The organism is Sphingomonas sp. F9_3S_D5_B_2 (assembly GCF_054263715.1).
Genome location: NZ_JBSZFB010000002.1, coordinates 115,886 through 135,133, shown reverse-complemented (window position 1 = coordinate 135,133; position 19,248 = coordinate 115,886). Strand labels below are relative to the sequence as shown.

Here is a 19,248-nt window from a genome sequence, read left to right as displayed (position 1 = left end):
CGTCGCCTCCTCTTAGGTGTAGTAGTGAACTATAACAGGACTACACATGTAGCACAACGAAAAAGGGCGCGTCCCGCAAAGGACGCGCCCCTTTAGTAGGCAGTCACGCAAGTGCGGCTTACGCCGGCTCCTTCGCCTTCTGATGACCGGCGACAGCCGTGTTCAGGATGTCGAGGATCTTGGCCAGGGCGGCCTTCTCGTCGGTCTGCTCCATGGCGCCAAGCTCACGCGCCAGGCGCGAGGACGCTGCCTCGAAGATCTGACGCTCGGAATAGCTCTGCTCGGGCGCATCGTCCGGGCGGAACAGGTCGCGGGTCACTTCGGCAATCGATGTCAGGTCGCCCGAGTTGATCTTCGCTTCATATTCCTGAGCGCGGCGCGACCACATCGTGCGCTTGACTTTCGGCTTGCCCTTCAGCGTTTCGAGGGCGTCCTTCATGGTCTTGTCCGAGGACAGCTTGCGCATGCCCACCGAGTCCGCCTTGTTGACGGGCACGCGAAGGGTCATCTTTTCCTTCTCGAACCGAAGTACGTAGAGCTCGAGACGGGTCCCGGCGATCTCGGTGCTTTGCAGCTCCACGACGCGGCCCACTCCGTGCTTGGGGTACACGACATAATCGCCAACGTCGAAGCTAAGCGCCTTTGTAGCCATTGCTCACCTTTCCATTTGCGGCAACGAGAGCCGACACGTCCGCATCGTCCCCCAAAACGACCTGACGGCCGTGGCTCTGCTGCCTGATTGCAAGCTTCCTGCGAAGTTGAGGCCGCTGCGGAAGATCGAGCGGCCCAATGCGGATTTTATATCACAACTCATGTCAAATTGCGAGTCCGAGTTGCAGAGGAACATCTGCATCAGTTTCGGCGAGATTGTGCAGCCCTAGCCCGAGCAGGCGGATGCCCCTGGGCAGCGGGAACAGCCCCGCGAGCAGCACTTGCCCGGCCGCCGCGAACGCCTCCTGGTCGGGTACCGGCGAGCCGAAGCTCATCGACCGCGTGATCAATGTGAAGTCGCCGAACTTGACCTTGAGGGTCACGGTCCTGCCCCTGACTTCGGCCCGCTTGACCCGGTCCCAGGCGTAACCGGCGATGCGCTCCAGCTCGGCGGCAAGGCGGTCGCGCTCGCGCAGGTCCTCGTCGAAGGTGCGCTCGGCACTCACCGACTTGTACGGGCGGTCCGGCTTCACCTCTCGCTCGTCGATGCCGCGGCAGATCCGCCAGTACCAGTCCGCCGAGCTGCCGAAATGGGCGTGAAGCTGCGGCAGCGTCCACGCGCTGAGATCCGCACCGGTGAGGATGCCGAGCCCTTCCATCTTGCGCGCAGTCACTGGGCCGACGCCATGGAAGCGCGCGACGGGCAGCGAGGCGACGAACTCCGCTCCGCGCTCCGGCGTGATCACCGTCAGCCCGTCGGGCTTGCGGTGGTCCGAGGCGAGCTTGGCGATGAACTTGCAATAGCTGACGCCCGCCGACGCAGTGAGGCCGGTCTCCTCGCGGATGCGACGGCGAATATCCTCGGCGATCGCCCGCGCGCTGCCGAGCCCAAGCCGGTCTTCGGTAACGTCGAGATAGGCTTCATCGAGGCTGAGTGGTTCGATCAGCGGGGTGTAATCGGCGAAGATCGCTCGGATCTGCTGCGAGACTGCCCGGTAGACGTCGAACCTCGGCTTCACGAAGATCAGCTCCGGGCACCGCCGCTTGGCGGTTACCGAGGGCATTGCGGAGCGCACGCCGAACTTGCGGGCTTCATAGCTCGCCGCAGCGACGACTCCGCGATGCCCGCCGCCGACCGCGAGCGGCTTGCCCTTCAGCTCCGGCGCGTCGCGCTGTTCGACCGACGCGTAAAAGGCGTCCATGTCGACATGGATGATCTTGCGGAGAGGGCGGTCGGCTTCGGCCACGGAATTTCCTGTCCTACAGCGCCGGCTCGAGTCTAGCGACCTCTAGAAGCAAAGCGACGTGGGCGTTGGAGCCGCAGAAACTCGTCGTCAGTGCGAACATTGGGAACATTCGCATGGACCGCTCACCTTTGCACCGACGCTCCAATCGCTTAAGGGCGCGGCCATGAACATCCACGAATATCAGGCCAAAGAGCTACTCGCGAAATTCGGCGTGCCGGTCCCCGCCGGCCACGCGGCAATGTCTGTCGATGAAGCGGTCGACGCCGCACGGCAGCTTCCCGGACCGCTGTGGGTCGTGAAGGCGCAGATTCACGCCGGCGGCCGCGGCAAGGGCAAGTTCAAGGAGCTTGGGCCCGACGCCAAGGGCGGCGTTCGCCTCGCCCATTCGATCGACGAGGTGCGCGAGCATGCCTCCGAAATGCTCGGCAAGACGCTGGTGACGGTGCAGACCGGGGCGGCGGGCAAGCAGGTGCAGCGCCTCTACATCACGGATGGCGTCGATATTGCGAAAGAATATTACCTGGCGCTGCTGGTCGACCGTGAGACCGGCCGGATTGCCGTTGTCGCCTCCACTGAAGGCGGGATGGACATCGAAACCGTCGCGCACGATTCGCCCGAGAAGATCCACACCATCACCGTCGATCCGGCAACCGGGCTGATGCCTCACCACGGCCGCGAAGTCGCGGCGGCGCTCGGCCTTACCGGCGACCTCGCCAAGCAGGCCGGCAAGGTGCTCGGCAGCCTTTACCAGGCGTTCCTCGGCACTGACGCCTCGCAGATCGAGATCAACCCGCTGGCGGTGAGCGACGAGGGCCAGTTGCTGGTGCTCGACGCGAAGGTCGGCTTCGACAACAATGCCGAATTCCGGCACAAGGATCTGCAGGAGCTGCGCGACCTCACCGAAGAAGACCCGATGGAGGTCGAGGCGTCGAAGTACGACCTCAGCTACATCAAGCTCGACGGTTCGATCGGCTGCATGGTCAACGGCGCCGGCCTCGCCATGGCGACGATGGACATCATCAAGCTGGAAGGCGCGGAGCCGGCCAACTTCCTCGACGTCGGCGGCGGCGCTTCGAAGGAAAAGGTCACGGCGGCGTTCAAGATCATTTTGAGCGATCCGGCCGTGAAGGGCATTCTCGTCAACATTTTTGGCGGCATCATGCGCTGCGACATCATCGCCGACGGCATCGTCGCGGCGGCGCGCGAAGTGCAGCTTGGCGTGCCGCTGGTCGTCCGGCTCGAGGGCACCAACGTGCAGCAGGGCAAGGACATCCTGGCGAACTCCGGCCTGCCGATCATCGCCGCCAACGACCTTGGCGACGCGGCAAGGAAAATCGTCGCGGAAGTCCGCACGCCCGTTGCCGCCTAAGCCTGGAGTGAACCGATGAAAGTGCTCGTCGCGGTCAAACGCGTGATCGATTACAACGTGAAGCCGCGGGTGAAGATGGACGGCTCCGGCGTCGATCTCGCCAACGTCAAGATGAGCATGAACCCGTTCGACGAGATTGCCGTCGAGGAAGCCATCCGCCTCAAGGAGAAGGGCGGCGTGACGGAAATCGTCGCGGTGTCGATCGGACCGGCCAAGGCGCAGGAGACGCTCCGCACCGCTCTCGCCATGGGCGCGGACCGGGCGATCCTCGTGCAGACCGACGAAGAGGTGGAGCCGCTCGGTGTCGCCAAGATCCTCGCCAAGGTCGTCGACGAGGAACAGCCGCAGGTCGTCATCCTCGGCAAGCAGGCGATCGACGATGACAATAACGCGACGGGACAGATGCTCGCCGCGCTGCTCGGCTGGCCGCAGGGCACCTTCGCATCCAAGATCGAGCTCGGCGACGAAGCGACCGTCACCCGCGAGGTGGACGGCGGCCTCGAGACGGTGAAGCTCAAGCTGCCGGCGGTCGTCACCACCGACCTCCGCCTCAACGAGCCGCGCTACGCGTCGCTGCCCAACATCATGAAGGCCAAGTCCAAGCCGCTCGCGACCAAGTCGCCGACAGACTACGGGGTGGACGTCGCTCGCCGCCTTCAGGTGCTGAAGGTTGTCGAGCCGGGCAAGCGCCAGGCCGGCATCAAGGTTGGATCGGTCGATGAACTCGTCGAGCGGCTCAAGGGTCTGGGGATTTCGAAATCATGAGCGTACTCGTCCTCATCGAACATGACGGCAGCGCGGTGAAAGACGCGAGCCTCGCCACGGTCACTGCCGCGAAAAAGCTGGGCGCCGTGAACGCACTGGTCGTCGGCAACAATGTCGACGGGGTTGCCGCGGCCGCAGCCAAGATCGCCGGCGTGTCGAAGGTCTATGCAGCAAGCTCTCCGGCCCTCGAGCACCAGTTGGCGGAGGCGGTCGCGCCCGTTGCCGTCAAGCTGATGGAGAGCCACGACGCGTTCGTTGTTCCGGCAACGACCACCGGCAAGAACATCGCTCCGCGCGTCGCCGCACTGCTCGACGTCATGCAGATCAGCGACGTTCTTTCCGTCGAAGCGCCGGACACGTTCACGCGGCCGATTTACGCCGGCAACGCAATCGCGACAGTCAAGTCGAGCGACGCGAAGAAGGTCCTGACCGTCCGCACCACGGCGTTCGAGAAGGCTGCCGCGGACGGCGGCTCCGCTTCGGTCGAGCAGGTCGACGCCGCGGCCGACAGCGGCCTTTCCAGCTTCGTTTCCGCCGAAGCATCCGAGAGCGAACGGCCGGAGCTGACCAGCGCCAAGATCATCGTATCCGGTGGCCGTGCGCTCGGCTCGGCCGACCAGTTCCACGCCCTGATCGATCCCTTGGCTGACAAGCTCGGCGCCGGCGTCGGCGCCAGCCGCGCCGCAGTGGACGCAGGCTATGCGCCGAACGACTATCAGGTCGGTCAGACGGGCAAGATCGTCGCACCGGAAGTCTATGTCGCGATCGGCATCTCGGGCGCCATCCAGCACCTCGCCGGGATGAAGGACTCCAAGGTTATCGTCGCCATCAACAAGGACGAAGACGCACCGATCTTCCAGGTCGCCGACATCGGCCTGGTCGGCGACCTGTTCAAGATTGTGCCGGAACTGACCGAGAAGCTTTAACTGGACGGCACGGCGCCCCGTCGCCTAGCCTGCCGAGGCTCGGGCAAGAGGGGTGCTATGCGGCTGCGCATCGTGATCGCGTGTTGCGGCATGACGCCGCTGCTCGTTGCTGCTGCCGAACCGGTCCGGCTCAAGCCCTCCAGTCCCTGGGTCGTCGATTATGCCGAGAACAGCTGCCGGCTCATCCGCAACTTCGGGGAGGGCAAGACCAAGACCACTCTTGCGTTCGAGAGCACAGTCCCCGGCGAGATGGAGATGCTGGCCATCGGCCGACCCCTCGAAACGACGCTCGACGAGGTCGCCGCCCGATTGCTGCCGGTCCAGGGAGAGAGCTTGCAGGGGCACGTGGCGCAGACCGTCACCACCGAACAGCCCGCAATTCTCTGGGGCAACGTGACTCTGGCGCCCGAAGCCGTTGCGCTTAAGCGCAAGGAGGAGTCGCGGGAAGCTGTGAAGCATCCTGATCAGCGCCCGGCTCCCGTCTCACTGGCCGTTCAGGCGCAAGAGAAGGCCGAACGACAGGCTTTCGCCGCAGCCGCAACCGAGATCGCAATTCAAACCCGGCGAAATCGAACAGTGATCCTTGAAACGGGCTCGCTCGGCGATGCCATCAAGGCTCTCGATCAATGTGGCGAGGAATCGCTGAAGGACTGGGGTGTCGATCCGCAGCTGGAAGCCAAGATCGTCCGTCCCGTTTGGGCGCTAAACTCCCGTGAGTGGCTGCGCGCGAATGACTATCCAAAGGACATGCTCAGCCAAGGCAAGGAGTCCCAAGTTGCCGTTCGCTTGCTCGTCGATGCGTCCGGCCGGGTCACTAAGTGCACGAGCCTCAGCCACTACAACGAACCGGAATTCAACCGGATCACCTGCGATGCAATCACCAGGCGGGCCAAGCTTGAGCCTGCGGAGCTTGCCGACGGGACGAAGGTGCCGAGCTACTTCACCCAGCGCGTGGTCTTCCGAATGGCCAACTAGCTACTTTTTGGAGACGTGCTCCGGCTTACCCTTGCGCGAGGTCGAGGCCATCTTCTCGAGCTCTTTTTGCGACATGGATTTCTCCATGCTCTTGGCGGCACCCTTGAGCTTGCTTTCGGGCGTATCGCCGCGCTTTGCCGACAGGGCGGCTCCGGCGGCCTTCTGCTGGGCGGCGGACTTCGCTGGCATGTTGGCTTCTCCTGTTCAGGACCCGCGGATGAAACGCTCCAGTTCGGCAAATGCTTCGTCGTCTGGGATCTGCCGCGGCGGATGCTTGCAGAAGGACGACGCAGCCGGATGGATCGCGCCGGACAGGCCGCGGTCGCGAGCGACCTTTGCGCAGCGGATCAGGTCGATGGCGACGCCGGCGCTGTTGGGCGAATCCTCGACCGACAGCCGAAGCTCCAGGTTCATCGGCACGCCGCCGAACAACTGGCCTTCCATCCGCAGGAAGCAGACCTTGTTGTCATTCTGCCACGCGACATAGTCGCTTGGCCCGACGTGGATGTTATCGGGATCGAGCCGATGCTCGGCAACCGACTGCACTGCCTCGGTCTTGCTGATCTTCTTCGACTTGAGCCGCTTGCGCTCAAGCATGTTGAGGAAGTCGGTGTTGCCGCCGGTGTTGAGCTGATAGGTCCGGTCGAGCTGGACACCGCGTTTGTGGAAGAGGTCGGTCAGCACGCGGTGGACAATGGTGGCGCCGAGCTGCGCCTTGATGTCGTCGCCGATGACGGGCACGCCGGCTTCCTCGAACCGCTTCGCCCAGCCCTCGTCGCTGCCGATGAACACCGGGATGCAGTTGACGAAGGCAACCTTCGCTTCGAGCGCGCATTCGGCGTAGAACTCGGTCGCCTGCTGCGATCCGACCGGCAGATAATTCACAAGAACGTCCGTCCCTGTCTCGCGCAGGACCTCGACCAGTTCATCGCGCGTCGGCTCGCGCTCGCCGTCGGCCAGCATGAAGCTGCGCTCTTCCGGGTATTCGGCCATGTGCTCGGCGACCCCGTCTAGGACCTTGCCCATGCGCACCGTCGTTCCGGTCTCGGGCACGTGGTCGCAGAAGACTGCCGTGCAGTTCGGCTTGGCGAAGATCGCTTCGGAGACATCGCGACCAACCTTGCGTCGATCGACGTCCCAGGCGGCGACGATCTTCAGGTCCTTGGGGCGGTAGCCGCCGAGGTCCCAGTGCGAGAGGCCGATCTGCTCGTTGGCGCCTCCGTTCGAGTAGTAAGCGATGCCCTGGACGAGGGAGCTCGCGCAATTGCCGACGCCGACGACAGCGACGTTGATCGGGTTGGTCGGGGTCAGCATCAGGCGGCGCTCCGTTCGGCGGCAAGGCGCTCGTCGCGGTTGAAGTGAAGTGGCGTAAGCTCAGGTGCCCGGACCTCGACGCCGTCGGGAAGTTGGGGCCCGGAGATGGCGGTTTGCTGCCCTTGGGCTGGAGCGTAGCGGTCGATCATCCAGGCGCAGAAGTCGGCAAAAGCCTGCGGGTCCCTGGCCGCACTGGTGTGGTGCGGCGCGATGCCGAGGTGCTCGGGCGTAAAGCAGAAAGTCACGGTCACCTCGAAGTCCGCGAGCGCCTCCATCTGGCGGTCGAACCAGTCGATGGCGTTCGGGCGGAAGCTGTCGGCCCACGAAAGCCCGGTGCGGATGCGGCGGGTGCCAAGCCGCTTCATCCACTGCACCGCTTCGTCGAGCCGCGGATCGTGGAAGTGGAACCACTGCATGAGGCCGACCTGCTCCGCGTAGCGGGCATAGACCTCGAGCGCCGGCTTCGGCGTGCCGTCTTCGCGGATAAGGCCGAGGTAGAAATGCCGGTAGTAGGAGGAGCCCTCCGCCTCGCGGTGGCGGGTCTCCGCGCCCCACGACTGCGGCAGGTCGAAAAGTGAATACCAGAAGATTCGCGGGACGACGCTGGTCAGAAGCTCCGCTGTACGTTCCAGCCCGAAGACCTGAACCTCCTCCGCGCCGAAGCTGCTGACCCCGACCTCGGTGACCCACACCGGTTTGTCGGTGACAGCCTTGATCTCGGCAATCTTGTCGGGCCAGGCGCTGAGCGGCCACAGGTTCCAGTCGAGCGGGAAGCCGTGAACCGCGACAACGTCGACAGCATCGAGCGCGCCATGCGCGTCCATGCGCTTGAGCCAGTGCGGATCGATCGGCGACATGCCGCCAAGGACTCGCGTCATTTCGGGGTTCACGCTCCGGATCGCGTTGCCCGCGGCGATCACGTGCTCCGCGAACTTGGACCAGTCGGGGTCGATCTCCGGATCCCAATGCGACTTGTTGTTCGGCTCGTTCCAGATCATCGCCGCTTCGATCATGCGCGCGGCTCCCTGGCCGGGTAGACGGCCGCTGGACCGTATTTCGCATAGGGGCGCTCGGCCACGCGGCAGAGGTAAACTTCCTCCTCGATCTGGCGGTCGATGGTGAACCCCGCCGAGCGGAGCATCGCCTCGGTACAGGCGCGGTTGGGCACCCACCAGTTGGTCCAGTCGCGTGAATATTCCCGCTCGATGAAGTGAAGCTTGGGGTAGCCGGTCTCGAAGAAGATCGAGCTTTCCTTGAAGTCGTAATCCGGCTGCAGCGGCAACACATGCCTGGAGCCGCGCTGCATCGACTGGAACAGCATCAGGTCACCGGCGACATGCTCGCGAATGAGGTCCAGCGCGAGCAGCGGATGCCGCAGATGGTAAAGCACGCCCATGAAAATCACGACGTCGAACCGCTCGCCGATGGCGCCGACGTCGTAGACGTCGAGCTTGGCGAACTTGATATCCTCGAACCCGAGCGTGTCGCTGGCAAGTCGAGCCTGTGCGAGATAGCGATCGTCGCTGTCGATGCCGAGCACGCGGGCAGCACCGCGTCGCTTCATCTCGATCGAATAGAAGCCCGCGTTGCAGCCGATATCGAGGACGCTCTTGCCGGTGAGATCGGCGGGGAGATGCGGGCCGAAGCGGCGGAACTTGGCGCCTGGATAATCACCGAGGAAATGATCGGGCGCGGTCCATACGCCGTCGAGTTCCAGGTTGTGAAACCAAGGCGCAAGCGCTTCGATGCGCTCCTTCAAGTCGCTGCCGGGGACAGAGCGGAGCTTCGATTCTGCGACGGTCATCCGAGGATTGGTTCGGGCTTGGAATGAATCATCATACGGGCGCGGAACAGTTGTGAAGCTTTGTTGTTCCGTTCGTGACTGCACGAAACAACAGTAGCTGGCGCCAAACAACAGTAACCGGCCGCGAACAACAGTAGTGGTGCCGCGCTGGGATGAAGAAGAAGAAGATGCTCAAGACGAAGATGAAGAAGATCCTGTGACCGGCGATGCTGGCGAATGGACGCCGAATTTTCACTGGCTGACGGACGCCCTAGCCGTCGGCGGCTACTTCCCGATCGATCGAGCCGGTGCGCTGGCCGCGGACCACGGGATCGGCGCGGTGATCGACCTCCGGAAAGAAGATCGTGACGACGAGGAGCAGCTGCGCGCGGCCGGAATCGCCTTCCTTCACCTCCCGACACCCGACCTGGAGCCGGCAAGCGTCGTCATGCTCGATGAAGGGGTTCAGTTCGCGCGCGAACATATCGACCTTGGCGAGAAGGTGCTGATCCATTGCCAGCATGGGATTGGCCGGTCAGCGCTCCTGTCGCTTTGCGTGATGGTGGACCTGGGCTGGGAACCGCTCGACGCCCTGTCGCGTGCAAAGGACGCTCGTGAGGTCGTCTCGCCAAGCCGCTCGCAATATCAGGGTTGGGCCGACTGGCTGGCGTCCCGCGGCAAGACGGCGCCCGACTATCACACGTTCGGCTGCATCGCTTACCGGCACCTGGCGCAGGGCTGAGCATGCTGATCTTCGGCGACCGGACCGAGCGCGTGAACCCGCGCGAACGGCTCGCCGCCATCCGGCTGTCCCTCTCCGGTATCTCAGAGATGCCAGCGGGACTTGATCGTCACGCAGCGATTGCCGGCACGCTCATCGAAAGCGGCCGCCTGCTCCAGGGTGTAGCCGATGCGGATTTCGATCAAGCCGCGCGTGACGGCATCACACCGCAAACGGAGGCGCTCGGCGATCTCGTTCTCGGGATCGCGCATATGCTCTGCCGTTCGTGGGATAGCGGATTCCAAAGCATTGGTGACCTGGCGGAAGTGGAGGACGTTGCGAGCCTTCCCGAGTCCGTGGTTTCGAAGAACCCCGAGGGCTTCGCCTTCTACTCAGTGTATCCCGAGGCTTACCTCCAAGCCGCGCGACGCCTGCGGCTCGACGGCCCTCCACGCGTAATCGGTGTTCGCAGTATCGGCTCCACGCTGGCGCCCGTCGTAGCCGCAGCCCTCGACGCCGATGTGCCCGTTACGGTGCGCCCGTTCGGCGATCCGTTCGCACGCGTCGTCTCGATCGACCCCGCACTGGAGCGTCGGCTTCTCGCCGGCGACGCACACTACATCATCGTCGACGAGGGACCCGGCCAATCGGGGAGTTCGTTCGGCGCAGTCGCCGACTGGCTGCAGGAGCGCGGCGTCCCGCTTGAACGCATCGCCTTCCTGCCGAGCCATGCGGGGCCGCTCGGCCCTCACGCAAGCGCCGCGCATCGGATGCGGTGGCAATCGGCACAGCGCGAGGTCGCCGACTTCGGCGATCACCTAAAGGGCCTGGTGGGCGAGTGGCTTCGAGAGCTGCACGGCTCCCTCGACGACGAGCCGCGGGAAATTTCGGGTGGCGAGTGGCGGCGGCTGGGGTTCGCGAACGAAGCCGACTGGCCGCCGGTCGTTGCAATGTTCGAACGACGCAAGTTTCTGGTCAGCAGCGACGGCAACGAATTCGTTGCGAAGTTCGCCGGATTGGGCAGCACCGCCACGGAAAAGCTTGGAATGGCGCGCGCTCTGCACGCCGCCGGCCTTTCACCGGAACCGGTTGGCGTCGCGCATGGGTTCCTTGTCGAAAGGTGGCGGGGCGATGCGGAAGCGCTGCGCAGTGACGAGCGGCCGGTCGAACCGGTCGGGCGCTACATCGGCGCCCGGGCACGGTTATTCGCGGCCGGTCAGGAAGACGGGGCATCGCTGGCGCGCCTCTACGAGATGGCTCGCCGCAACATCCTGTTGGGCCTGGGCGAGGACGCGGTCACCTTGCTTGAGGCCTGGCGACCGAAGCTCGAGCCGCTGCAGGGCCGGGTGCGGCCGGTCTGCACAGACAACCGGATGGATCGTCACGAATGGCTGCAAACGCCGGACGGCCAGCTTCTCAAGACCGACGGCGTCGACCACCACCAGGCGCACGACCTCATCGGCTGCGAGGACTTCTCGTGGGATGTCGCCGGAGCGATCACCGAGTTCGAGCTCGGCCGCGACGAAGCGGCGACCTTGATCTCCGCGGCCGAACAGGCCGCCGGGCGTAGTGTCGATCGCGAGCTGCTCGAATTCTACCTGATCGCGTACGCCGCTTTCCGGCTCGGCGTAGCTTCATTCGGCGCTGAACTGACGCGCGGAAATGCTGCCGAAACGCAGCGACTAGACGCATCACGACACCGATATCGCCAGCAGCTTCAACATCTTCTTGATTGTTCCAAAGCGCCGACTCGGCAGGAAAGCTGGGTTGATTAGACGGCGGAACGAACCGGCCTTGGAACAACCCGCGGGAAAATCGGTTCAAGAAGAAGAAGCAGGTGTAAACTGCTGATAATATAACATAAGTTATTCGCCGCAGGGAAAGGGAAGCCATTGGGGGAACATGTTCTGGTCACCGGCGGAGCGGGATTCATCGGTCGCGCCGTCACTCGTGAGCTGCTAGCGCGCGGCAATCGCGTGCGCATTCTCGATAGCCTGATCGAGCAGGTCCATGGCGACCGTGAACGGCCCGAAGATTTGTCCGAAGATGCCGAATTGATCGTCGGCGATATCCGCAACAAGGACGTGGTCACGCGGGCGCTCCAGGGCGTGGACAGCGTCGTCCACCTCGCCGCTGAAGTCGGTGTCGGCCAGTCGATGTATGCGGTCGAGCGCTATACCTCGGTCAACGAGACGGGGTCGGCGGTGCTGTTCGAGGCGCTGATCGACAAGCCCGTGCGACGGGTCGTCACCGCCTCGTCGATGAGCATCTATGGCGAAGGCCTCTATCGGGATGCCGACGGCGAGCTCGTCCAGAATGCGGAACGCGCGCCGCGCACGTCGGAATCGCAAAGCTGGGACCCGACGGACAACCAGGGGCGGCCCCTGTCGCCGGTCGCCACGCCAGAGTGGAAGCAGCCCAGCCTCGCGTCGATCTACGCGCTCGGCAAATATGTGCAGGAGCGGCAGACTCTAATCATGACGCAGGCCTATGGCATGGAAGGCACCTGCCTGCGCCTGTTCAACGTCTATGGCCCGGGCCAGGCGCTTTCGAACCCATATACCGGGGTGCTGGCGATCTTCTCGTCGCGGCTGTCGAACGGGCAGCGCCCGCTCATCTTCGAAGACGGGGAGCAGCGCCGCGACTTCGTCTACGTGGGCGATGTCGCTCGTGCGTTCGCCGAAGCGCTCACCGACCCCAAGGCCGTCGGCGAAGTTTTCAACATCGGCTCCGGCAACGACCGCAGCGTCACGGAAGTCGCGCAGTCGATCGCCAAGGCGATGAACCGCAACGACATCGAGCCGGAGATCGTCGGCAAGTCGCGCGTCGGCGACATTCGGCACTGCTTCTGCGACGGGAGCAAGGCCGCTGAAAGGCTCGGCTTCCGGGCCGAGAAGGACTTCCAGGAAGGCCTCACCGAGCTGGCCGAGTGGGTCGCCGAACAGGAGGCCGACGACAAGGTCGACCAGGCGCGCGCCGAACTGGAAGCGAAGGGTCTGGTTGCGTGACTGCGGCCGCGGATACACGGCCCATCCTCATCACCGGTGGAGCGGGCTTCATCGGCTCCAACCTCGCCGACCGGCTTGCGGGCGAGGGACACAATATCGTCGTCTATGACGCGCTGTCGCGTGCGGGCGTCGAGCGCAACCTCGCCTGGCTGAAGTCGCGGCACGGCGCTCGCGTCAGCAGCGTCGTCGGCGATGTCCGGGACGAGGACGAGCTGGTGCGTGCTGCTGCCGATGCGAAGGCGGTGTTTCACATGGCCGCGCAGGTTGCGGTGACGACCAGCATGGTCGACCCCCGGGACGATTTCGAGACGAACGTCCGCGGTACGATCAACTTGCTGGACGCGATCCGCCTTCGCGGTGAACGGGTGCCGGTCATCTTCGCCTCGACCAACAAGGTTTATGGCGACTTGGGTGATGTCGAGTTCAACGCCGGGGACGACCGCCACGAGCCGGCTGGTGAAATCGCCGGAATGGGCATCGACGAGAGCCGGCCGCTCGATTTCCACACCCCGTACGGCTGCTCGAAAGGCGCGGCGGACCAATACGTCCTCGACTATTGCCGCAGCTTCGGCATCCCGACGGCCGTCTTCAGAATGAGCTGCATCTACGGGCAGCGGCAGATGGGCACGGAGGATCAGGGCTGGGTTGCCCACTTCCTGATCCGGGCGCTCGAAGGCGAGCCGATCACCATCTACGGCGACGGTCGCCAGGTGCGTGACATCCTCGACGTCGCCGACGCGGTCGATGCCTATGTTCGCGCGTGGGAGCGCATCGATGAGGTTCGGGGTCGCGCGTTCAACCTCGGCGGCGGACCGGCCAACGCGATCAGCCTCAGGCAATTGCTCGAGGAGATTCGCGCCATCACTCGGCGCGACGTGGACGTCCGGTACGAGGATTGGCGCCCCGGCGATCAGCGCTGGTACGTGTCGAACACGGCAGCGGCGCGGGACGCCCTAGGTCTCGCCCAGCCGCGGGGATGGCACGATGGCGTGGCCCGGCTGGCCGCGTGGCTTTCGCAGGAGCGTGGTCTGGAGCTGAACTTGCAGCCGCAGCTTGCGAGCGCTGCCGAATGACGGACGCGCGCAAGATGCGCATCCTGCTCACCACCGATGCCGTCGGCGGGGTGTGGGTCTACAGCCTCGATCTCGCGCGGGCGCTGGCGGCGCTCGGGGTCGAAGCCGTGCTGGCGGTGATGGGACCCTCGCCGACCGAAGCTCAGCGCCGGGAAGCCGAAGGCATCCGCCTCGTCGATACTGGCTTGCCGCTCGACTGGGCGGAGACAAACGCGGCCGAGCTTGGACGTGCCGGTCAGCGGCTTGCCGCCATCGCATCGCATGAGTCCGTGGATCTCGTCCAAGTCCATACGGCCGCCATTCTCGCGGGCGCGGAGTTCGATCAGCCGACCGTTGCCGTACAACACAGCTGTGTCGCGAGCTGGTGGGACGCGGTTCGAGGCATCCCGCTGCCGGAGGATTTCAAATGGCGGCGTGACCTCGTCGCGACGGGGCTGCGCTCTGCGGATGCTGTGGTCGCGCCAACGGAGGCGTTCGCCGCAGAGACGGCGCGCATCTACCGCGTGCGACACGTCATACCGGTGCACAACGGTCGCCGCTGGTCGCCAGCGGCAGCCAGAGAGCGAGAGGAGTTCGTGCTCACCGCCAGCCGGCTGTGGGACGAAGGAAAGAATGTCGCGACCTTGGATGAAGCGGCGGCCCAGGTGCCGGTACCCTTCAATGCCGCTGGACCTACTCACGGCCCGAATGGCGCGTCCATTGAGCTTGAGCACCTGGAACTCGTCGGACAGCTTTCGGCCGAGCGCCTGGCGGACATGCTCGCCGCGCGGCCCGTGTTCGCGTCTGCGGCGCTTTACGAACCGTTCGGGCTATCTGTGCTTGAAGCTGCGCAGGCCGGCTGCGCACTGGTGCTGTCGGATATCGCGACGCACCGCGAGCTTTGGGGTGAGGCGGCGGTATACGTGTCACCGCGCGATCCTCGAGGGTTCGCCTGTGCGATCCGAGATATTTTGGACGACCGTGCTGTTCGGACCAAGCTCGGCAACGCAGCTCAGCAGCGTGCTCGCCGCTACACGCCCGAACGCATGGCCGACGCCATGGCCTCCCTGTACGCCGACCTGCTCACGACCGCTGTCGAACGGACGCGCCCACTGCAGATAGCCGGTGCGGCATGAGGATCGTCTATTTCACCCATTCGCTCCGGTCCTGCTGGAACCACGGCAACGCGCATTTTCTGCGCGGAGTTCTCAGTGATCTCATAGCGCGCGGCCACGACGTCCAAGCGTACGAACCAGCCGCCTCGTGGAGCCTTTCGAACCTGCTCAAGGACGCCGGCGACGCCGGACTGAACGCGTTCCGCACAAGCTATCCGGAGCTTGAACCCGTCGTATACGCGGCCGACGCCGAGATTGCAGCACTTGTCGACGACGCCGACCTCGTCATCGTTCACGAGTGGAACGAGCCGAGCCTGGTTGCGGAGATTGGCCGGCTGCGTGCGGGTGGCGGCCGCTTCCTCCTGCTGTTTCACGATACGCATCACCGCGCTGTCTCCGCACCGGAAGAAATGCGTGCGTACGACCTCGACGGCTACGACGGGGTGCTCGCGTTCGGAGCGACCTTGGCGCGCGTATATGAGGATTGGGGCTGGGGCGGACGCGTATTCGTCTGGCACGAAGCCGCCGACATTCGCCGCTTCCATCCGCCGGTTCAGGAAAATCGGCGCGAAGGCCTCGTATGGATCGGCAACTGGGGCGACGACGAGCGCAGCCAGGAGCTGGTCGACTTCCTGCTGGCGCCCGCGCGCGACACTGACCTGCCGCTCGACATTTACGGCGTTCGCTACCCTGAGGAAGCCAAGCTCACCCTCGCGCAATTCGGTGCGCGCTATCATGGCTGGATCGCCAACGCGTCCGCGCCGGAGGTCTTCGCGCGCCACCTCGCGACGGTTCACGTGCCGCGCCGCTTCTACACGCAGGTGCTGCCCGGAATCCCGACCATCCGCGTGTTCGAGGCGCTTGCCTGCGGCATTCCGCTGGTGTCGGCGCCGTGGGACGACTGCGAACACCTGTTCCGCGTTGGCGAGGACTTTCTGATGGTCAGCGACGGAGCGGACATGAGCCGAACGCTGACACAGCTGAAATCCGATCCGCAGCTGCGGGCGAGCCTCGTTCGCAGCGGCCTCGAAACCATCCGTGCCCGGCATACCTGCAGCCATCGAGTGGAGGAACTTCTGAGCATCGTCGAGCAACTGCGGGCGCCCGCACTTCGGAGCGTCGCATGAAGATCGCCTTTTACGGATCGAGCCTGCTGTCGTCGTGGTGGAACGGCGCGGCGACCTATTATCGCGGACTCCTGCGCGACCTGGCCAGCCGCGGCTACGACATCACTTTCTACGAGCCGGACGCCTACGAACGGCAGCAGCATCGCGACATGGAGCCGCAGCCATGGGCGAAGTCGGTCGTCTATCCGGCAACGCCGGAGGGCCTGCGCTCGGTGCTGGAGCAGGCAGGTGCGGCCGACATCGCCGTCAAGGCGAGCGGGGTTGGCGTATTCGACGACGAGCTGATCGCCGGCATCATCGAGCACAGCCGTCCCGGTTCGCTGAAGATCTTCTGGGATGTCGATGCAGCGGCAACGCTCGACGAGATGCGGCAGGTTGAGGACCACCCCGTTCGCAGAGCTCTGCCCGACCTGGATCTCGTGCTCACCTATGGCGGCGGCCCTCCGGTGATCGATGCTTACGAAGGATTCGGAGCGCGGCGCTGCGTGCCCGTATACAACGCGCTCGACCCGACGACCCACCATCCGGTCGGTCCCGACCAGCGCTTTGCCGCCGATCTGTCGTTCCTTGGCAACCGCCTTCCTGACCGGGAAGCACGCGTTGAGCAGTTCTTCCTTGAGCCGGCCGCAGCGCTACCGGAGCGCAGCTTCCTGATCGGCGGCAACGGCTGGGAATCGAAAGCGATGCCCGCCAACGTCCGTCACCTTGGCCACGTGTTCACGCACGAGCACAACGCTTTCAACTGCACGCCGATGGCGGTGCTGAACGTTGCCCGCGACAGCATGGCCAACATTGGCTTCTCGCCGGCGACGCGCGTGTTCGAGGCCGCCGGAGCCGCGGCCTGCCTGATCACGGATGCATGGGAGGGCATCGAGCAGTTCCTGATCCCGGACCAGGAAGTACTGGTCGCCCGCGACGGCAAGGATGTTGCCGAACATGTCGGCGCCCTTACGCCGGACCGCGCGCGGGAGATCGGCTCTGCTGCTTTGAAGCGCGTACTGGCCGAGCACACCTACGCGCACCGCGGCGCTCAAGTCGACGCGCTGCTTCGGGCTGAGATGGCGGAGCGCCTGGAAGAGGTGGCGGCATGAAGCTCGTCGTCCTCGGCCTCAGCCTGTCCTCGTCTTGGGGCAACGGTCACGCAACCACGTTCCGTGCGCTGCTGAAGGCGCTCGGGGCGCTCGGCCATGACATCCTGTTCTTGGAACGGGACGTGCCCTGGTACCGCAGCAACCGTGACATCGCCGATCCCGATTACTGCCGCTTGGAGTTCTACGGCTCGTTCCAGGATCTAGACGGCTGGCGTGACGAGATCGCCGGAGCCGACGCGGTGATCGTCGGGTCCTACGTACCCGAAGGGGTGGAGGTGGGCCGTTACGTACAGCGCACGGCGCGTGGAGTGACGGCCTTCTACGACATCGACACGCCGGTCACGCTCGCCAAGCTGGAGCGCGGCGACTTCGAATATCTCTCGCCCGAGATCATCCCCGGCTACAACTTGTACCTGTCGTTCACCGGCGGCCCAACGTTGGAGCGGCTTGAGCGCCATTACGGATCGCCGATGGCGCGCGCGCTCTACTGCTCGGTGGACCCCGACGCCTACCCGCCGCTCGACGTGCCCAAGACGTGGGACCTCACCTACCTCGGCACGTACAGCGACGACCGGCAGCCGACGCTCGAGAAGCTGCTGATCGAGTCCGCGCGCAAGCTCCCGCACCTCAAGTTCTGCGTTGCGGGGCCGCAGTATCCAGACAGCATCGAGTGGCCGGAGAACGTCGAGCGGATCGACCATTTGCCGCCCGCCGATCACCCGCACTTTTACGCCGCCTCCCGCTACACGCTGAACGTCACCCGCGCCGACATGATCGCCGCGGGTTGGTCGCCGTCCGTGCGCTTATTCGAGGCGGCAGCCTGCGCGACGCCGGTGATCTCCGACAAATGGGCGGGGCTTGAGAGCCTGTTCGAGCCCGGGCGCGAGATCATCCTGGCCGACAGCGGCCAAGAGGTTGTCTCGCGACTGCAGTCCGGCGAAGAGGCCGCCGACATGGGCCGGGCCGCGCGGGCGAGAATCCTCCACGACCACACCTCCACGCACCGCGCGTCGGAATTGCAGCGCCACATCGAGGACGCAGCGAAGGCTAAGCGAGGCAACAAGAACAGGGAGCAGAGAGTGCAATCCAACGGCCAGAAGATCGCCCTCGTCACGGGCGGCGCAGGGTTCATCGGATCCAATCTGTGCGACCGGCTGATCGCCGAGTGCGCGCAAGTGATCTGCCTCGACAACCTTCAGACGGGCCGGAAGGACAACCTGCGCCACCTGGAGCACGAGAGCCGCTTCGAGTTCGTCGAGGATGATGTGATCGACGGTTTGCCGCAGTGGCTGCGTGGCGGACGGACGCGCTTCACGCACATCTATCATCTCGCCTGCGCTGCCTCCCCGCCACACTACCAAGCCGATCCCGAGCACACGATGCTGACCAACGTGATGGGTACGCGCAATGCGCTGCGGCTCGCGGAAGAAACGGGCGCGCGGCTGCTGCTTACGTCGACGAGTGAGGTCTACGGCGATCCCGAAGTGCACCCGCAGCGAGAGGACTATCGCGGATGGGTCAGCTGCACCGGTCCACGCGCCTGCTACGACGAAGGCAAGCGCGCCGCGGAGACGCTGGCATTCGACTTCCTCCGCAGTCACCGTGCCGACGTGCGGGTCGCGCGCATCTTCAATACTTACGGTCCGCGCATGCGCTCGGACGACGGCCGGGTCGTCTCCAACGTGGTCTGCCAGGCGCTCTCGGGCGAGGACATCACGATCTATGGCGACGGGTCGCAAACCCGGAGCTTCTGCTACGTCGACGACATGGTCGAGGGCCTGACGCGACTGATGGACAGCGATCGCGCGGTCGGGATGCCCGTCAACCTCGGCAATCCGAACGAGCTCACCGTCAAGCAGCTGGTGGACCTCGTCATCACAATGACCGGGAGCTCATCCCGGGTCACCTACCAGGAGCTACCCGAAGACGACCCCCGCCGCCGCAAGCCCGACATCGGGCGGGCGATGGAACTGCTCGACTGGCAGCCGTCCATCGACCTCGAGCAGGGACTTGATGCGACGATCGAGTGGTTCGCTGTCGAGTCCAACCGGGTCGCGCAGCCGATGTACATCGACGCCCCGCTGATCGCCGCCGCGGAGTAAGG

At 64.8% G+C, this 19,248-nt stretch carries 18 protein-coding genes; 12 read left to right on the top strand and 6 right to left on the bottom strand.

Annotation, left to right across the window (positions count from 1 at the left end):
* Window positions 1-118: 118 nt before the first annotated feature.
* Both ACUXST_RS06495 and dinB read right to left on the bottom strand, forming a co-directional pair.
* Window positions 119-652, bottom strand: a complete 534-nt coding sequence (locus ACUXST_RS06495) for a CarD family transcriptional regulator (protein WP_458389154.1) — start codon at window positions 650-652, stop codon at window positions 119-121.
* Between the two features lie 163 nt (window positions 653-815).
* Window positions 816-1,853 carry a DNA polymerase IV gene (gene dinB, locus ACUXST_RS06490; protein WP_458389553.1) on the bottom strand — a complete coding sequence of 346 codons (1,038 nt, stop codon included), beginning with the start codon at window positions 1,851-1,853 and terminating at the stop codon, window positions 816-818.
* Between the two features lie 208 nt (window positions 1,854-2,061).
* Between dinB and sucC the strand changes: the two genes are divergently transcribed.
* From sucC to ACUXST_RS06470, 4 genes are read left to right on the top strand one after another with little or no spacing between them, the layout of a single operon-like run.
* Window positions 2,062-3,267 carry an ADP-forming succinate--CoA ligase subunit beta gene (gene sucC, locus ACUXST_RS06485; RefSeq protein ID WP_458389153.1) on the top strand — a complete coding sequence of 402 codons (1,206 nt, stop codon included), beginning with the start codon at window positions 2,062-2,064 and terminating at the stop codon, window positions 3,265-3,267.
* 15 nt (window positions 3,268-3,282) lie between these two features.
* Window positions 3,283-4,032: an electron transfer flavoprotein subunit beta/FixA family protein gene (locus ACUXST_RS06480; protein WP_458389152.1), complete on the top strand. Its 750-nt coding sequence runs from the start codon at window positions 3,283-3,285 to the stop codon at window positions 4,030-4,032.
* Window positions 4,029-4,958, top strand: coding sequence for an electron transfer flavoprotein subunit alpha/FixB family protein (locus tag ACUXST_RS06475; RefSeq protein ID WP_458389151.1), 930 nt, complete (start codon window positions 4,029-4,031; stop codon window positions 4,956-4,958). The genes ACUXST_RS06480 and ACUXST_RS06475 overlap by 4 nt, the downstream gene beginning before the upstream one ends.
* A 57-nt stretch (window positions 4,959-5,015) precedes the next feature.
* Window positions 5,016-5,933 (top strand): TonB family protein, encoded by a 918-nt coding sequence (locus ACUXST_RS06470; protein ID WP_458389150.1) that lies wholly within the window; start codon window positions 5,016-5,018, stop codon window positions 5,931-5,933.
* Here the strand turns inward: ACUXST_RS06470 and ACUXST_RS06465 are convergent, their stop codons facing one another.
* From ACUXST_RS06465 to ACUXST_RS06450, 4 genes are read right to left on the bottom strand one after another with little or no spacing between them, the layout of a single operon-like run.
* A complete protein-coding gene (locus ACUXST_RS06465; RefSeq protein ID WP_458389149.1) occupies window positions 5,934-6,122 on the bottom strand; it encodes a DUF3008 family protein in 189 nt (62 codons plus the stop codon).
* A gap of 15 nt (window positions 6,123-6,137) precedes the next feature.
* Window positions 6,138-7,247, bottom strand: a complete 1,110-nt coding sequence (locus ACUXST_RS06460) for an inositol-3-phosphate synthase (RefSeq protein ID WP_458389148.1) — start codon at window positions 7,245-7,247, stop codon at window positions 6,138-6,140.
* The gene (locus ACUXST_RS06455; RefSeq protein WP_458389147.1) at window positions 7,247-8,260 is read right to left on the bottom strand and encodes a glycosyl hydrolase; all 1,014 of its coding nucleotides are present in this window, start codon (window positions 8,258-8,260) and stop codon (window positions 7,247-7,249) included. The genes ACUXST_RS06460 and ACUXST_RS06455 overlap by 1 nt, the downstream gene beginning before the upstream one ends.
* Complete coding sequence (locus ACUXST_RS06450; RefSeq protein WP_458389146.1) at window positions 8,257-9,051, bottom strand: TIGR04290 family methyltransferase; 795 nt, start codon at window positions 9,049-9,051, stop codon at window positions 8,257-8,259. Before ACUXST_RS06450 ends, ACUXST_RS06455 begins: the two co-directional genes overlap by 4 nt.
* Before the next feature lie 136 nt (window positions 9,052-9,187).
* Between ACUXST_RS06450 and ACUXST_RS06445 the strand changes: the two genes are divergently transcribed.
* From ACUXST_RS06445 to ACUXST_RS06410, 8 genes are all read left to right on the top strand, one after another.
* The gene (locus ACUXST_RS06445) at window positions 9,188-9,772 is read left to right on the top strand and encodes a protein-tyrosine phosphatase family protein (RefSeq protein ID WP_458389145.1); all 585 of its coding nucleotides are present in this window, start codon (window positions 9,188-9,190) and stop codon (window positions 9,770-9,772) included.
* Between the two features lie 2 nt (window positions 9,773-9,774).
* Window positions 9,775-11,526, top strand: a complete 1,752-nt coding sequence (locus ACUXST_RS06440) for a hypothetical protein (protein WP_458389144.1) — start codon at window positions 9,775-9,777, stop codon at window positions 11,524-11,526.
* A gap of 117 nt (window positions 11,527-11,643) precedes the next feature.
* Entirely contained in the window at window positions 11,644-12,759 is a 1,116-nt protein-coding gene (locus ACUXST_RS06435; RefSeq protein ID WP_458389143.1) for an SDR family NAD(P)-dependent oxidoreductase, read from the top strand.
* Window positions 12,756-13,832, top strand: coding sequence for an SDR family NAD(P)-dependent oxidoreductase (locus tag ACUXST_RS06430; RefSeq protein ID WP_458389142.1), 1,077 nt, complete (start codon window positions 12,756-12,758; stop codon window positions 13,830-13,832). Before ACUXST_RS06435 ends, ACUXST_RS06430 begins: the two co-directional genes overlap by 4 nt.
* Window positions 13,829-14,947 carry a glycosyltransferase family 4 protein gene (locus tag ACUXST_RS06425; protein ID WP_458389141.1) on the top strand — a complete coding sequence of 373 codons (1,119 nt, stop codon included), beginning with the start codon at window positions 13,829-13,831 and terminating at the stop codon, window positions 14,945-14,947. Before ACUXST_RS06430 ends, ACUXST_RS06425 begins: the two co-directional genes overlap by 4 nt.
* The gene (locus tag ACUXST_RS06420) at window positions 14,944-16,053 is read left to right on the top strand and encodes a CgeB family protein (protein ID WP_458389140.1); all 1,110 of its coding nucleotides are present in this window, start codon (window positions 14,944-14,946) and stop codon (window positions 16,051-16,053) included. The genes ACUXST_RS06425 and ACUXST_RS06420 overlap by 4 nt, the downstream gene beginning before the upstream one ends.
* A complete protein-coding gene (locus ACUXST_RS06415; protein WP_458389139.1) occupies window positions 16,050-17,144 on the top strand; it encodes a CgeB family protein in 1,095 nt (364 codons plus the stop codon). The genes ACUXST_RS06420 and ACUXST_RS06415 overlap by 4 nt, the downstream gene beginning before the upstream one ends.
* Window positions 17,141-19,246, top strand: coding sequence for an NAD-dependent epimerase/dehydratase family protein (locus ACUXST_RS06410; RefSeq protein ID WP_458389138.1), 2,106 nt, complete (start codon window positions 17,141-17,143; stop codon window positions 19,244-19,246). Before ACUXST_RS06415 ends, ACUXST_RS06410 begins: the two co-directional genes overlap by 4 nt.
* The last annotated feature ends 2 nt before the right edge of the window (window positions 19,247-19,248 follow it).